Origin of the sequence: Dryocola clanedunensis subsp. sulfonylureivorans (genome assembly GCF_016756775.1) — a bacterium.
Lineage (GTDB): Bacteria > Pseudomonadota > Gammaproteobacteria > Enterobacterales > Enterobacteriaceae > Dryocola > Dryocola clanedunensis.
The window spans coordinates 114,176-129,360 of the sequence record NZ_JAERMU010000002.1; the positions used below are offsets into that span (position 1 = coordinate 114,176).

The 15,185-nt window shown below is 55.9% G+C and carries 13 protein-coding genes; all 13 read right to left on the reverse strand.

Translation table 11 applies throughout. The features are described from left to right. Nucleotides 1–8: 8 nt before the first annotated feature. The 13 genes from ftsA to rsmH all read right to left on the reverse strand — a co-directional run bounded on the left by ftsA (nucleotide 9) and on the right by rsmH (nucleotide 15,183). The gene (gene ftsA, locus HYQ67_RS02375) at nucleotides 9–1,265 is read right to left on the reverse strand and encodes a cell division protein FtsA (protein ID WP_202301204.1); all 1,257 of its coding nucleotides are present in this window, start codon (nucleotides 1,263–1,265) and stop codon (nucleotides 9–11) included. 2 nt (nucleotides 1,266–1,267) lie between these two features. After that, nucleotides 1,268–2,104 (reverse strand): cell division protein FtsQ, encoded by an 837-nt coding sequence (gene ftsQ, locus HYQ67_RS02380; RefSeq protein ID WP_202301205.1) that lies wholly within the window; start codon nucleotides 2,102–2,104, stop codon nucleotides 1,268–1,270. A 1-nt stretch (nucleotide 2,105) separates the two neighbouring features. Then, nucleotides 2,106–3,026 (reverse strand): D-alanine--D-alanine ligase, encoded by a 921-nt coding sequence (locus HYQ67_RS02385; RefSeq protein ID WP_202301206.1) that lies wholly within the window; start codon nucleotides 3,024–3,026, stop codon nucleotides 2,106–2,108. Beyond that, nucleotides 3,019–4,494, reverse strand: a complete 1,476-nt coding sequence (murC, locus tag HYQ67_RS02390) for a UDP-N-acetylmuramate--L-alanine ligase (protein ID WP_202301207.1) — start codon at nucleotides 4,492–4,494, stop codon at nucleotides 3,019–3,021. The genes HYQ67_RS02385 and murC overlap by 8 nt, the downstream gene beginning before the upstream one ends. Before the next feature lie 74 nt (nucleotides 4,495–4,568). Continuing rightward, nucleotides 4,569–5,636 carry an undecaprenyldiphospho-muramoylpentapeptide beta-N-acetylglucosaminyltransferase gene (murG, locus tag HYQ67_RS02395; RefSeq protein ID WP_202301208.1) on the reverse strand — a complete coding sequence of 356 codons (1,068 nt, stop codon included), beginning with the start codon at nucleotides 5,634–5,636 and terminating at the stop codon, nucleotides 4,569–4,571. After that, the gene (gene ftsW, locus HYQ67_RS02400; protein WP_202301209.1) at nucleotides 5,633–6,877 is read right to left on the reverse strand and encodes a cell division protein FtsW; all 1,245 of its coding nucleotides are present in this window, start codon (nucleotides 6,875–6,877) and stop codon (nucleotides 5,633–5,635) included. The genes murG and ftsW overlap by 4 nt, the downstream gene beginning before the upstream one ends. Beyond that, the gene (murD, locus tag HYQ67_RS02405; protein WP_202301210.1) at nucleotides 6,877–8,193 is read right to left on the reverse strand and encodes a UDP-N-acetylmuramoyl-L-alanine--D-glutamate ligase; all 1,317 of its coding nucleotides are present in this window, start codon (nucleotides 8,191–8,193) and stop codon (nucleotides 6,877–6,879) included. The genes ftsW and murD overlap by 1 nt, the downstream gene beginning before the upstream one ends. A 2-nt stretch (nucleotides 8,194–8,195) precedes the next feature. Continuing rightward, nucleotides 8,196–9,278: a phospho-N-acetylmuramoyl-pentapeptide-transferase gene (gene mraY / locus HYQ67_RS02410; RefSeq protein WP_202301211.1), complete on the reverse strand. Its 1,083-nt coding sequence runs from the start codon at nucleotides 9,276–9,278 to the stop codon at nucleotides 8,196–8,198. Further along, nucleotides 9,272–10,630: a UDP-N-acetylmuramoyl-tripeptide--D-alanyl-D-alanine ligase gene (murF, locus tag HYQ67_RS02415; protein ID WP_202301213.1), complete on the reverse strand. Its 1,359-nt coding sequence runs from the start codon at nucleotides 10,628–10,630 to the stop codon at nucleotides 9,272–9,274. The genes mraY and murF overlap by 7 nt, the downstream gene beginning before the upstream one ends. Further along, a complete protein-coding gene (murE, locus tag HYQ67_RS02420) occupies nucleotides 10,627–12,114 on the reverse strand; it encodes a UDP-N-acetylmuramoyl-L-alanyl-D-glutamate--2,6-diaminopimelate ligase (RefSeq protein ID WP_202301215.1) in 1,488 nt (495 codons plus the stop codon). The genes murF and murE overlap by 4 nt, the downstream gene beginning before the upstream one ends. After that, nucleotides 12,101–13,867: a peptidoglycan glycosyltransferase FtsI gene (locus HYQ67_RS02425; RefSeq protein WP_202301216.1), complete on the reverse strand. Its 1,767-nt coding sequence runs from the start codon at nucleotides 13,865–13,867 to the stop codon at nucleotides 12,101–12,103. The genes murE and HYQ67_RS02425 overlap by 14 nt, the downstream gene beginning before the upstream one ends. Nucleotides 13,868–13,882: 15 nt before the next feature. After that, nucleotides 13,883–14,245, reverse strand: coding sequence for a cell division protein FtsL (gene ftsL, locus HYQ67_RS02430; protein WP_202301217.1), 363 nt, complete (start codon nucleotides 14,243–14,245; stop codon nucleotides 13,883–13,885). After that, entirely contained in the window at nucleotides 14,242–15,183 is a 942-nt protein-coding gene (gene rsmH, locus HYQ67_RS02435) for a 16S rRNA (cytosine(1402)-N(4))-methyltransferase RsmH (RefSeq protein WP_202301218.1), read from the reverse strand. The genes ftsL and rsmH overlap by 4 nt, the downstream gene beginning before the upstream one ends. Nucleotides 15,184–15,185 lie beyond the last annotated feature (2 nt).

A 15,185-nucleotide genomic window follows, 5' to 3' on the forward strand; every position in this document is an offset into this window, starting at 1 on the left:
TATAAAAATTAAAACTCTTTTCTCAGCCAGCTGTTGAATCGCTTGACCCATGAGCCGACAGAGGTCCGTTTTTCCACTTCTGCTTCACCACTGAGATGAGACTCTTTCCCGTAGTGCAGCAAGCCAACGGCAGTCGAATAGTACGACTCCTGGGCATAATCAGTCAGGCCAGTAATATTTAGCGGTTGTCCGATACGCACCTGCGTATGGAACACGCGCTGAGCACAGGCCGCGAGGCCTTCAATTTGTGCTGCACCGCCAGTTAACACAATCCCCGCCGCCAGATGATGCTTAACACCCTGTTGGCGAAGCTGCTCTTGTAACTGTAAAATCTCTTCATTGACCAGGTTTAGCAGCTCGGTGTAGCGCGGTTCAATGACTTCTGCAAGCGTCTGGCGCTGCAGGCTGCGAGGTGGACGCCCACCGACGCTGGGTACTTCAACGTTCTCATCTTTACCGACAATCGACCCCAGCGCACAGCCGTGGCGGACTTTAATGGCTTCGGCATCGCTTGGAGGCGTACCAAAGGCATAAGCGATATCACTGGTCACCACGTTTCCTGCATAAGGAATAACTTTGGTGTGGCGCAGCGCGCCGCCAGTGTAGACCGCGATATCCATTGTACCACCACCGATATCAACTACGCAGACGCCGAGTTCACGTTCGTCTTCGGTTAATACGGCATAGCTCGCAGCCAGCCCGGCAAAAATCAGTTGGTCAACTTTCAGGCCACAGCGTTCCACGGCTTTAACGATGTTTTTCGCCATGTCGTTGTGGCAGGTGATCAAATGCACCTTGGCCTGCATTCGCACACCCGATAACCCTACCGGATTTTTGATCCCTTCCTGATAATCAATGGCGTATTCCTGCGGGATTACATGCAGAACGCGATGTTCGTCACGAACACGCACCGATTTCGCGGTATGGACGACGTTCTCAACGTCTTCCTGCGTAACCTCTTCTTCAGAGATAGGCACCATACCAATTTCGTTCTGGCAGCTAATATGCTTGCCTGACAGCGCCAGATAAACTGATGAGATCTGGCAGTCCGCCATCAATTCAGCCTGATCTATTGCCCGCTGCACACATTTGACGACCGATTCGAGGTCGTTTACGCCACCTTTGTCCATACCACGGGATGGACAGCTACCCACGCCGATAATATTGACCATACCGTCGGGCAGAACTTCCCCTACTAAAGCGGCGACCTTCGCGGTCCCGATCTCCAGTCCTACTACCAGTTTTCTGTCCGTCGCCTTGATCATTGTTATTCTGCCTGTGACTGATTCTGTTGCTGATTAGGATTAGCGTCCTGTACGGGAGCGGGCTGCCAGCCCACTGCCGCGCCAGAGTCATACCGCAAGTCGACGTAGCTTACCTGCTTGCCCTCGGCTTGCTCCTGCTGTTGCAGAATTGGGTACAATTCCACAAAACGACTCAGGCGTTTCATCGTATCGCCCCGGCCCAGATTGAGCTTGATGCCATTGTTGAGCGTCAACTGCCAGGAACGACGAGCGGTCATTGCCGCTTCTTTCAACGTGAATTTATCCTTTGCCAGCACTTCGCCCATTGCGCGATAGCCCTGCAACACTTCACCTTCACTGCCTTCCGGGCCAGATAACATAGGTAAAGTCTGCTTTCCTGTCCGTTCTGCCGGCACGCTGAAGGAATTACCCTCGGCGTCAATCATATGCTGATCATTCCAGCGCGCGATGGGAACAAATTCAACCAGATGAATCTTCAATTCGTCCGGCCACTGCTTTCTTACACTAGCCTGTTTAATCCATGGCAAACGTTCGATCTGCTGCTGGATGATATTCACATCCTGCGTCATAAAGGTGCCCGGAGGCCCCAGAGCCAGGATGGACTGGCGAATATCGTCGTTGCGCGTGTAATGCCGTTCACCCGTGACAACCAGCTTAGAGAGCGGCAGACGCTGGGCGTCTTCCATCCAGCCGACCACAATCCAGCCACCGATAAACACCGTAAGCAACACCGCGCTCAGGAAGATGATTCCCGCCAGCCGTCCACCGTTACTCCGGCGGCTATTGCTGTCAGCTTGTTCTTCCTCGCGGTTACGCGCATTCAGGGCTGCCTGGGACATATCAGTCTGCTAACTCCAGAATACGCACTACCAGCTGTGAAAACGTCATCCCTGCCTCCCGCGCCGCCATGGGTACAAGACTATGGCTGGTCATGCCGGGTGAAGTGTTCACTTCCAGCAGATAAAACTGCCCGTCACTATCGAGCATGACATCTACCCGGCCCCAACCGCTACAGCCTAAAACTTGCCATGCCTGCAGCACTAATGCCTGCAATTCTTGCTCTCGCAGCTCAATTAAACCACTCGGGCAGAAATACTGTGTCTCATCAGAGAGATACTTCGCCTCATAATCATAGAAGGTTCCAGCCGGTTGAATACGAATTGACGGTAATATTTCCTCGCCGAGGATGGCTACCGTGTATTCAGGCCCGCTCAGCCACTTCTCGATCAGGATCTCTTCGTCATGCTCAAATGCCAGCTCCAGCGCGGCTGGTAATGCTGCCACATCATCAACCTTCGACATGCCAACGCTTGAACCTTCGCGGCTCGGCTTCACGATAACCGGCAGACCAAGCTGCGCGATGCGCTCCACAGTGCCTGCTGTAATGCCTGCTTCTACATCGCGGCGAGTTAACGCAACCCACGGAGCAACCGGTAAATCCGCGCCCTGCCAGAGCAATTTGGTACGCAGTTTATCCATAGTGATGGCCGAAGCCATCACGCCGCTGCCGGTATACGGCAACGCCAGAAACTCTAATAGTCCCTGAAGCGTGCCGTCTTCGCCGCCACGTCCGTGCAAGGCTATGAATACTTTGTCAAATCCCTGAGCTTTAAGTTCAGTAACGGCGGTATCTTTTGGATCGACACCATGTGCATCAACACCAGCTTCCTGTAGCCCAGCCAACACCGCGGCACCAGATTGCAAAGAGACATCACGCTCAGCGGAAGTACCACCCAACAAAACAGCTATTTTATCAGCCATGATGGTCCTCCTCTTTAGTTTGGGGCTGCAATTTGATTTCAGCCAGGTTTCTGGCAACTTTCCCGACGTTACCGGCACCTTGCACGATGATCAGGTCATTTCCCGTCAACACAGGGGCGAGTATTTCTGCCACCTGGGTCGCATCAGGAACCAGAATCGGGTCAACTTTACCGCGACCGCGAATGGTGCGGCACAGTGAGCGACTGTCAGCCCCTGGAATAGCAGCTTCTCCGGCAGCATAAACGTCCAGCATCAGCAGAGAATCTACCTGCGACAGGACGTTAGCAAAATCGTCATACAGGTCGCGCGTACGCGTGTAGCGGTGCGGCTGGAAAATCATAACCAGATTTTTATCCGGCCAGCCTGCACGTGCTGCTTTAATCGTCGCATCCACTTCCGTTGGGTGGTGACCATAGTCGTCCACCAGCATTGCGCTTCCCTCTTTGCCATTAACGGGCGCCAAAGGATATTCACCGAGGAAATCAAAACGACGTCCCGTGCCCTGGAAGCTTTCCAGCGCGCGCTGAATGGCCTCGTCATCAATGCCTTCTTCTGTAGCAACGGCAACTGCTGCTGCTGCGTTCAGAGCGTTATGGCGTCCAGGTGCGTTCAGCGTCACATGCAGCGCAGGTAATTCCCGTCGCACGATAGTGAAATGACCCTGAGGCCCTTTCTGCTGATAAGACTCAATGCGCACGTCCGCATCTTCGCTGAAACCGTAGGTTGTTGTCTGACGACCTACGCGTGGTAACAGCTCACGAATAACCGGATCGTCCACGCACATCACTGCCCGACCATAAAACGGCAGATTGTGCAGAAAATTAATAAATGTCTGCTTTAAATTCTCGAAGTCGCCCTGGTAGGTATCCATGTGGTCAGCTTCGATGTTGGTCACGACAGAGACCATCGGCTGCAGATGGAGGAATGACGCATCGCTCTCATCCGCTTCCGCGATCAAATAACGGCTATGCCCCAGGCGAGCGTGCGTTCCCGCTGCTTTTACCAGACCGCCGTTAACGAACGTAGGATCCAGGCCTGCTTCTGCATAAATGCTTGAAACCATCGCGGTTGTGGTGGTCTTGCCGTGCGTCCCCGCAATGGCAATGCCGTGGCGAAAACGCATCAGTTCCGCCAGCATCTCAGCGCGACGAATAACCGGGATACGAGCTTCATGAGCGGCAACAATTTCCGGGTTATCCTGTGAAATGGCGGTAGAAACCACCACAACGCTTGCATCACGCACGTTTTCCGGGCGGTGATTAAAATAAATAGTGGCACCCAGTGCCGACAACTGTTGCGTAACCGGGTTCGGCGCCAGGTCAGAACCGCTAATCTGATAACCTTCATTGGCCAGAACTTCGGCAATACCGCCCATACCGGCGCCGCCGATACCAATGAAGTGGATGTGCCGGACGCGACGCATCTCGGGCACGATAGAACGCAGTTTCGCCAGTTGTTGTGTATTCATTCTCTAACCTGCAGCGCATTGCGCTATTACATCAAAAATTCACGGGTGAACGTCCACCCACAACCTTTAAATCTTTACGCCAGTGCTGCGGCGCTGACTTCTTTGGCTACCCGCTCAGTTGCATCAGGAATGGAGGCAGCACGCGCACGTTCGGCCATCGCCAGCAACGTTGCTCTGTCCCATCCGGAGAGCGTTTCGGTAACGGCATCCACGGTAAACTGCGGTTGCTCCAGTATTTTTGCGGCGCCTGCCTTTTCCAGCGGCAGCGCGTTCCAGTACTGCTGCCGGTCTTTGTGCTGAAAGGGAACGAACAGCGCAGGCAATCCTGCGGCCGCGATTTCGCTGACGGTTAACGCACCGGAGCGACAAACCACAATGTCTGCCCATGCATAGGCAGCAGCCATATCATCAATAAACTCGGATACTTTATGCTGCGGCTGCGCTGCCTCGGCATACGCCTGCTGTACAACAGCCTGAGCGCCTTTACCACACTGGTGCCAGATAGTGACGCCTCCACCGAGTCGCCCTGCTACCTGTGGCATAGTCTGGTTGAGCACGCGAGCGCCCTGCGAACCACCGACTATCAGCACGCGTACCGGCCCTTCACGGCCAGCAAAACGTTCTTGTGGCAGTGGAAGTGCCAACACATCGGTGCGTACCGGATTCCCAACGACATCCGCGTTCGGGAATGCGCCAGGGAATGCCTGCATGACTTTTTTAGCGATTTTTGCGAGCCATTTGTTAGTCAGGCCCGCAATCCCATTTTGCTCGTGGAGCACAACCGGAATGCCAAGGGACCACGCCGCCAGACCACCAGGACCTGAGACATAGCCGCCCATACCCAGCACGACCTGCGGACGATACGCCTTCATGATCGCTCTTGCCTGCCGCCAGGCGTTGAAGATACGCACCGGTGCCAGCAGCATTGCTTTCAGTCCTTTTCCGCGCAGGCCAGAAATCCGAATAAAGTCGATTTCAATGCCGTGCTTCGGAACAAGGTCCGCTTCCATTCGGTCGGCAGTGCCGAGCCAGCGAACCTGCCAGCCCTGGTCCATCAGATGATGGGCTACCGCAAGCCCCGGGAAAACGTGTCCCCCGGTGCCGCCTGCCATCACCATTAACCGCCGGGATTGATTGCTCATCGCACACCCCGCGTAAACGCCTGGGCTTTTGCCAGACGCGTTTCATAATCGATTCGTAGCAACATCACAATTGCCGTAGACATAATTATCAGGCTGGAGCCACCGTAACTGATGAGCGGCAGCGTCAGACCTTTCGTCGGTAACATCCCCGCAGCAGCCCCTACGTTAACCAGCGCCTGGAAACTGAACCAGATACCGATTGAACAGGCCAGGAAGCCCGAGAAACGCTGGTCCATATCGAGGGCGCGTCTGCCGATGGACATCGCGCGAAAAGCGACGAAGAATACCATCATTAATGCCAGTGCCACACCGATATATCCCAGTTCTTCGCCGATAATAGAGAAGATAAAGTCAGTGTGCGCTTCCGGCAGATACTCCAGTTTTTGCACCGAGTTTCCTAAGCCCTGGCCCCAGAGTTCACCGCGTCCGAATGCCATCAGGGACTGCGTCAGCTGGTAGCCGCTGCCAAACGGATCTTCCCACGGGTTCCAGAAGGAGGTCACACGGCGAATACGATACGGTTCGGCGAGGATCAGCAGGATAACCGCCGAGATCCCCATGCCGATGATGGCCAGGAACTGCCAGAGTTTTGCGCCGGCCAGGAATAGCATCGCAAGTGTCGTGACGAACAGGACAACAACGGTACCGAGGTCAGGCTGGGCAAGCAGCAGAACCGCCATCACCAGAATCACGCCCATCGGTTTGAGGAAGCCACGCAGGTTGTTACGGACTTCATCCACCTTACGAACCAGGTAGTTTGCCAGGTAACAGAACAGCGACAGCTTGGTAAATTCAGCAGGCTGTATACGCAGCGGACCGAAGGCAATCCAGCGGGATGCCCCGTTAACCGAGCTCCCTACGACCAGAACTATCAGCAGCATGGCGATGGACAATAGCAGCATCGCCGTACTGTGGCGCTGCCAGAACTCCATCGGCAGGCGCAGCGTTATCATGGAGAGCACAAAAGCCAGAATGATATAAAGCCCGTCACGTTTGGCAAAAAGGAACGGATCGTTTGCCAGACGCTGACCGACAGGCATCGATGCCGAGGTCACCATGATGAAACCCACGGCCGCCAGACCAAACGTCAGCCACAGTAAGGTTCGATCGTAAAGCACCATGCTGTTGGAGTCGCCCTCGCGGGAACCCATCACCCAGCCTTTTAACGCCGAGGACACCCATGCCAGGATGGCATATCCGGGAATACGTGGCATACGCAGGCGAGGGAGTGATAAACGCATCAGCCAAGCTCCTTCGCTAATTGGGTAAAGACATCGCCGCGCTGCTCAAAGTTTTTGAACTGGTCGAGGCTCGCGCAGGCCGGGGACAGCAGCACCAGATCGCCAGGCTGTACACGCGGACCAATCAGCGCCATGGCCTGCGCCATAGTTTCGGTTTGCTCGGCAATGTCAGAACGCAGCTGCGCCAGTTCAGCACCGTCACGGCCAAAGCAGTAGATACGGACGTTAGAACCCTGCAGATACGGTGCAAGCGAGGAGAAATCAGCAGATTTGCCGTCGCCGCCCAGCAGCAGGTGCAGCGTGCCATCAACGTGCAGGCCGTTCAGCGCCGCTTCGGTGCTGCCAACGTTGGTGGCTTTGGAATCGTTAATCCAGCGCACACCGTTATGTTCATAGGCCAGCTGGAAGCGATGGGCCAGACCGGTGAAGGTGGTCAGCGCCTTCAGGCTGCTGGAACGCGGGAGCTTCACCGCATCAGCCAGCGCCAGCGCAGCCAGCGCATTGGTATAGTTATGCTGCCCCACCACTTTCATCTCTTTGGTGTTCAGCACCTTCTCACCCTTCACGCGCAGCCAGGTATCGCCCTGCTGGCGGTTGAGATGATAATCCCCCACGTCGACGCCAAAGCTGATGCAGCGCTCGTCCGCGCCGCGTACCGGCATGGTGAGTGCATCATCCGCGTTCACTACGCAAACGTCGGCGTTTTCATAAACGCGCAGCTTAGCCGCACGATACTGCTGCAGGCCGAACGGATAGCGATCCATATGATCCTCGGTCACGTTAAGGATCGTGGCCGCCGCCGCTTTCAGGCTGTGGGTAGTTTCCAGCTGGAAGCTGGACAGTTCAAGCACGTACAGCTCGCAGTGTTGCTCGAGAAGCATCAGCGCCGGCAGGCCAATATTGCCCCCGACCCCAACGTTAACCCCTGCCGCTTTCGCCATTTCTCCGACCAGCGTCGTCACGGTGCTTTTACCGTTAGAACCGGTGATGGCGACTATCGGCGCCTGCGCTTCGCGGCAGAACAGCTCGATGTCGCCAATAATTTCTACGCCGTTCTCCGCCGCTTTGCTTAATGCCGGGAGTGCCAAAGCCATACCAGGGCTTGCGATGATTAAATCAGCGGCCAGCAGCCAGTCTTCGTTCAGGCTGCCGAGATGGCGTTCCACCGCCGCAGGCAGTTTATCCAGGCCTGCCGGAGCGATGCGGGTATCCATCACGCGCGGCGTCACGCCGCGGGCAAGGAAGAAGTCCACGCACGACAGTCCGGTCAATCCTAACCCGATAATGACGACTTTTTTACCCTGGTAATCTGCCATGATTAACGCACCTTCAGGGTAGCCAGGCCAATAAGGACCAGCATCAGTGAGATAATCCAGAAGCGCACGATGACGCGCGGCTCCGGCCAGCCTTTCAGTTCATAGTGGTGGTGGATAGGCGCCATACGGAAGATGCGCTGACCGCGCAGCTTGAAGGAGCCGACCTGCAGAATGACGGAAAGAGTTTCAACCACAAACACGCCGCCCATGATCACCAGCAGGAACTCCTGGCGCAGCAGCACGGCAATAGTGCCTAACGCGCCGCCCAGGGCCAGCGAACCGACATCGCCCATAAAGACCTGAGCCGGATAGGTGTTAAACCACAGGAAGCCCAGACCCGCACCGACAATCGCCGTACAGACGATAACCAGCTCACCCGCATGACGCAGATAAGGAATGTGCAGATACTCAGCGAACTTGATATTACCCGTTGCCCAGGCGACAAGCGCAAAGCCCCCGGCAACCAGCACGGTTGGCATGATGGCAAGCCCATCCAGCCCGTCGGTAAGATTCACGGCGTTACCGGTGCCGACGATGACGAAGTAAGCCAGCAGGATATAGAACAGGCCAAGCTGCGGCATCACGTCCTTAAAGAACGGTACAACCAGCTCGGTGGCTGGCGTTCCTTTTCCGGCGATATACATGGTGAAGGCCACGGCAAGGGCAATGACCGACATCCAGAAGTACTTCCAGCGTGCGATCAATCCCTTAGTGTCTTTACGCACCACTTTGCGATAGTCATCCACAAAGCCAATCGCGCCATAGCCAACCAGCACAAACAGTACGCACCAGACATACGGGTTAGAAGGGTATGCCCACATCAGCACGGATATCACAATTGACGTCAGGATCATGATCCCGCCCATCGTCGGTGTGCCGCGCTTGCTGAAGTGAGATTCCGGGCCGTCATTACGCACGACCTGGCCGAAAGAGAGTTCCTGTAAACGTGCGATCATGCGCGGGCCCATCCACAAAGAGATGAACAGCGCGGTCAGCAGGCTGACGATGGCGCGAAACGTCAAATAGGAAAAGACGTTAAAGCCGGAATAGTATTTGACCAAATGTTCGGCCAGCCAAACTAACATGTACCTTTCTCCTGTAATGCGCGAACCACCTCTTCCATGGCCGCACTACGTGAACCTTTCACTAAAATAGTCATCATTGAATGCTCCGCGAGCAGCGCTTTCAGGCGCACGATCGCAGTTTTTTTATCTGTAAAATGCTCGCCAACTTCAGACGCTTTACTGATAGTTTCACTCAGTTTGCCAACACTTATTACGCAATCAATTCCCGCAGCTTTCGCCGCTTCCCCCACCTCACGGTGGCACTGCTGTGCATCTTTGCCTAACTCGCCCATATCGCCGACCACCATCACGCGGAAGCCTGGCATTTCAGACAGCACCTGAGCGGCGGCAGTCATAGAGCCTACGTTCGCGTTGTAGCTGTCATCCAGCAACAGTTGCATTTCAGACAGTTGAATGGGATACAGACGTCCAGGAACAGCCTTCAGTTCAGCCAGCCCTGTTTTAATCGCCTCAAGCGGCGCGCCTACGGCCATTGCCAGCGCTGCGGCCGCCAGTGCATTAGCAATGTTATGGCGACCCGGCAGCGGCATGATCACATCCACTTCACCCGTTGGGGTTTGCAAAGTGAACTCCGTGCCGTGCGTGGTGATGTGCAGGTTGGTCGCCGTGAAATCGCTGTCAGCCGCATTCGGTGAGAAGCGCCAGACTTTGCGCTCGCCAATCACTTCCTGCCAGTTCAGCCAGTCGTTATTGTCGGCATTGAGAATGGCGATGCCGTTGGCGGGCAGGCCGGCGTAAATCTCGCCTTTTGCTTTTGCCACGCCGGCCAGGGAGCCAAATCCTTCCAGATGTGCTGCTGCAAGGTTGTTAACCAGGGCAGCTTCCGGGCGGGTCAGTCCTACCGTCCAGGCAATTTCACCCTGATGGTTGGCGCCGAGTTCAATGACCGCATAGTCATACTCTGGCGTCAGGCGCAGCAGCGTCATGGGCACGCCGATGTCGTTATTCAGATTCCCGGCGGTGTACAGCGTGTTACCGCACTGGCGCAGAATGGCAGCCGCCATCTCTTTAACAGAGGTTTTCCCGGATGAACCGGTAAGGGCAACAATACGAGCGGGCACCTGCTGACGGACCCACGCGGCCAGCTGGCCAAACGCGAGGCGGGTGTCATCAACCACCAGCTGAGGAACATCAATTGGCAGTTTACGGCTCACCAGCAGTGCGCCAGCCCCGCCGTTTACGGCATCCTGCGCAAAATCGTGCGCGTCGAAACGCTCACCTTTCAGCGCCACAAACAGGCAGCCCGGGGTTAATTTTCGCGTATCGGTGGTGACATCGATGATGTCGTTATCTGAGCCATACAGCTGACCAGGCAGGATTTCTGCCAGTTTGCTGAGCGCTACGCGGATCATGCTACGACTCCCAGCAGGCGAGCAGCGGTTACGCGGTCGGAATAGTCCAGACGGCGAGTGCCGACAATCTGATAATCTTCATGGCCTTTACCCGCCACCAGCACCACATCATTCTCTTTGGCCTGCATGATGGCATTGGTTACAGCTTCGGCACGGCCAGCAACCACATAAGCGCGGCCTGCGTCGAGCATGCCGGCCAGAATATCGTTCACGATGGCTTTAGGCTCTTCTGTTCTTGGGTTGTCATCGGTGACCACAACCACATCAGCATACTGTTCAGCAATCGCGCCCATCATTGGACGTTTACCTTTATCACGGTCGCCGCCGCAGCCAAACACGCACCATAATTTGCCCGTACAGTGCAGGCGAGCAGCCTGGAGCGCTTTTTCAAGCGCATCCGGCGTGTGCGCGTAATCCACCACTACGGTAGTTTTACCCGGTGCGGTGAACACTTCCATACGCCCACAAACAGGCTGCAAACGTTGTGCGGTTTTCAGTAAATCCTGAAGCGGATAGCCCAGCGCCAGCAGCGTAGCCAGCGCCAGCAACAGATTGCTGACGTTAAACGCGCCCATCAGGCGGCTTTCTATTTCGCCATCGCCCCAGGAGGAGCTGAACTGGATAGTGGCACCACCATCGTGATAATGCACATTGGTTGCTTTCAACCAGCGTCCACGGCATCCCGACTGAAGATTGTCTTCCATGGTCACCGCCACGGCATCCGGCAAACGTGCAAGCCACTTGCGGCCGACTTCGTCATCAGCGTTGATGATGGCCTGCCCGGCTTCGTGCTCGGAGAACAGCAGCCATTTAGCCGCTTCGTAGCCAGCCATATCGCCATGGTAGTCCAGGTGATCGCGGCTCAGGTTGGTGAATACGGAGGCCTGGAATTTCAGCGCCGCAACGCGATGCTGCACCAGGCCGTGGGAAGAGACTTCCATCGCGGCAAAAGAGGCACCCTGCTCGTGCAGGTTAGAGAGGATTTGTTGGACGTCCACGGCGGAGCCGGTGGTGTTCTCGGTCGGTATGACCTGACCTAACAGCCCGTTGCCCACCGTGCCCATTACGGCACTGGTTTCGCCCAGCAGCGTGGCCCACTGCGCCAGCAGCTGCGTGGTAGTGGTTTTACCGTTAGTGCCGGTCACGCCAACCAGCCGCAGGGCGGAGGATGGCTCATGGTAAAAACGGCCTGCCAGGGCAGAGAGACGCTGATGCAGCTGGCTGAGGTAAATCACCGGCACGCCGTGCATCTCACGGATTTCGCCGTCCTGGGCAACGCCATCTGCTTCAGCCACGACGGCAGCTACGCCCTGCGCAATCGCCTGCGGGATATACCGACGCCCGTCCGCCTGATGACCGACCACCGCCACAAAAAGGTCGCCCGCAGCCGCCACGCGGCTGTCGAGTGTCATCTCTCGCAGTGCTCTCTCCGGTACCATTGGCACCCACGGAGCGAGAAGGTCGCGCAAATTACGATCTGCCACCTGATCCCTCTTTCTGATTAATTACAAATTCGCTTTTTTCACCGGTCGCCAGCGCATCCGGCTCGATGTTCATGGTGCGCAGTACGCCGCCCATGATGGCACCAAACACCGGTGCCGATACGGCACCACCGTAGTATTTACCCGCCTGCGGATCGTTGATGACCACAACCAACGCAAAGCGTGGGTTGCTGGCCGGTGCGACACCCGCGGTGTAGGCGATGTATTTGTTGATGTATTTTCCGTCCGGGCCGACCTTTTTCGCCGTACCGGTTTTAATCGCGATACGGTAGCCTTTGATGGCTGCCTTCACACCGCCGCCGCCGGGTAGCGCCACGCTCTCCATCATGTGGACAACGGTGCGGACGGTGGATTCCTGGAAGATACGCTCGCCGGGCACCGGCGGATCAACTTTGGTGATCGACAGCGGTCGGTAAATCCCATAGCTGCCAATCGTTGCGTAGACTCGCGCTAACTGTAACGGCGTTACCATTAGCCCGTAGCCGAAAGAGAAGGTGGCCCTCTCTATGTCAGACCACCGTTGTTTTTGAGGATATAAGCCACTGCGTTCCCCGACCAGCCCCAAATTGGTCGCTTTTCCCAGTCCAAAACGTGAGTAAGTATCTACTAACGCTGAGGAGGGCATCGCTAACGCCAGTTTAGAAACCCCGACGTTACTCGACTTCTGTAGTACCCCGGTAAGGGTCAATTCGCTGTAGCGCGCCACATCTTTAATTTCATGACCATTGATGCGGTACGGTACGGTATTCAGGACGCTGTTTTCCTGCACGACGCCGCGCTGGAGCGCGGTCATGACCACCATCGGTTTCACGGTGGAGCCTGGCTCGAACACGTCAGTGATGGTGCGGTTACGCATGATGTCTTTCGGCGTGCCGCTCAGGTTGTTCGGGTTGTACGATGGGCTGTTCGCCATCGCCAGCACTTCCCCGGTATTCACATCCACCAGCACGGCGCTGCCCGACTCGGCTTTGTTAAACGCTACCGCATTGTTCAGTTCGCGATACACCAGCGCCTGCAGGCGTTCATCAATGCTTAAAGCCAGGTTATGGGCCGCCTGGCTGTCGGTAGAGGAGATGTCTTCGATAACGCGACCGTAGCGGTCTTTACGCACGACGCGTTCACCGGGCTGGCCGGTGAGCCATTTATCGAAGCTTTTTTCAACGCCCTCAATGCCCTGGCTGTCGACGTTGGTGAAACCAATGAGGTGAGCGGTGACTTCGCCAGAAGGATAGTAACGGCGCGATTCTTCGCGCAGGTGAATCCCCGGCAGCTTCAGTTTTTTGATGTAGTCGCCGATATCCGGGTTCACCTGACGGGCCAGGTAGATAAAGCGTCCCTTCGGGTTGCTGTTAACGCGGGAAGCGAGCTGATCGAGTGGAATTTTAAGCGCGTCGGCGAGTGCCTTCCAACGGTTATCCAGAGTAATGCCGCCAGCGTCATGCAGCTCCTTAGGATCTGCCCAAATCGCTTTTACCGGCACGCTGACCGCTAACGGACGACCGGCGCGATCGCTGATCATGCCGCGTGACGTTGAGACTTCCTGTACGCGCAGGGAACGCATATCCCCCTGGCGCACCAGCATGTCAGGCGCGATGATTTGCAGCCAGGCTACACGGCCTAACAGGAACGCCAGCGCTAACAATATGCAACCGCAAAGCAACGCAAAACGCCAACCGATAAAGTTGGCCTGCTCTTCCTGGCGTTTTGGTTTAAGCTTTTTTGCCGCTGCTCTCATCTGTCGCGCTAATCCTTATTGCTGAACTACGATGTTTTCCTGTGAAGGATCGACATGCTGCAGCTGCAGCTTTTCCGTCGCGATCCTTTCAACCCGGCTATGATCGCCGAGCGCGTTTTCTTCCAGAATTAAGTTGCGCCATTCAATATCCAGCGCATCGCGTTCCACGACCATCTGTTCGCGCTGAGCGGTGAGCAGACGGGTGTGGTGCGCGGTAGTGACCACGGAAATCGCGGTAAAAATAATGGCGATGAACAGGCAGAGTGGCAGTTTGCCGTGGCGAAACAGATCGCCGCCAATAACCGCTGGCAGCGCGTGCCGCTCGTTGCTGCCAAGCTGGGTCACTTTCCCCAGGGCTTCTGACACTCTGTTGATCATGCGTTCGTCCTCTCAGCGATACGCAGCACCGAACTCCGGGCGCGAACGTTTTCCGCCACTTCCGCTTCACCCGGCATCATCTTGCCGAGGGATTTCAGATAGCGGCCACCGAGTTTGTTCAGCTGTGCTTCCGTCATCGGTAAACCAGCCGGCACCTGTGGGCCACGGCTGTTTTCACGCATGAAGCGTTTAACAATACGGTCTTCCAGAGAGTGGAAGCTGATAATCGACAGACGTCCGCCTGGTGATAATGCTTCGATGGAACCTTTCAGCGCCTTCTCAATCTCTTCAAGTTCGCTGTTAATCCAGATGCGAATAGCCTGGAACGTGCGTGTTGCCGGATGTTTGAACTTATCTTTGACCGGCATAGCAGCCGCGACAACCGCAGCCAGCTCTTTGGTACGCGTCATTGGCTCTTCGCGATTGCGTTCGATAATGGCACGTGCAATGCGTTTACCGAACTTCTCTTCGCCGAAGGTTTTAATCACCCAGGCGATATCGGCTTCGTCAGCGGTCAACAACCACTGCGCAGCGGACTGACCACGGGTGGGGTCCATACGCATATCCAGCGGGCCATCGCGCATAAATGAGAAGCCGCGTTCAGCGTCGTCAAGCTGCGGGGAGGAAACGCCAAGATCAAGCAGGATCCCGTCGATTTTACCGGTAAGCCCGCGCTCACTAACATATTGCGCAAGCTCAGAGAAAGGTCCGTGAATGATGGAGAAACGAGGGTCATCAATGGCTTTGGCGGCAGCAATTGCCTGCGGATCGCGGTCAATAGCCAGCAGACGTCCTTCTGCTCCCAGCTGGGAGAGAATCAGTTGTGAGTGGCCACCGCGACCAAACGTGCCATCAATGTAGATGCCATCGTGACGAATATTAAGGCCATTGACGGCCTCATCAAGCAGCACCGTAGTATGTTTAAAATTTTCCATCATTA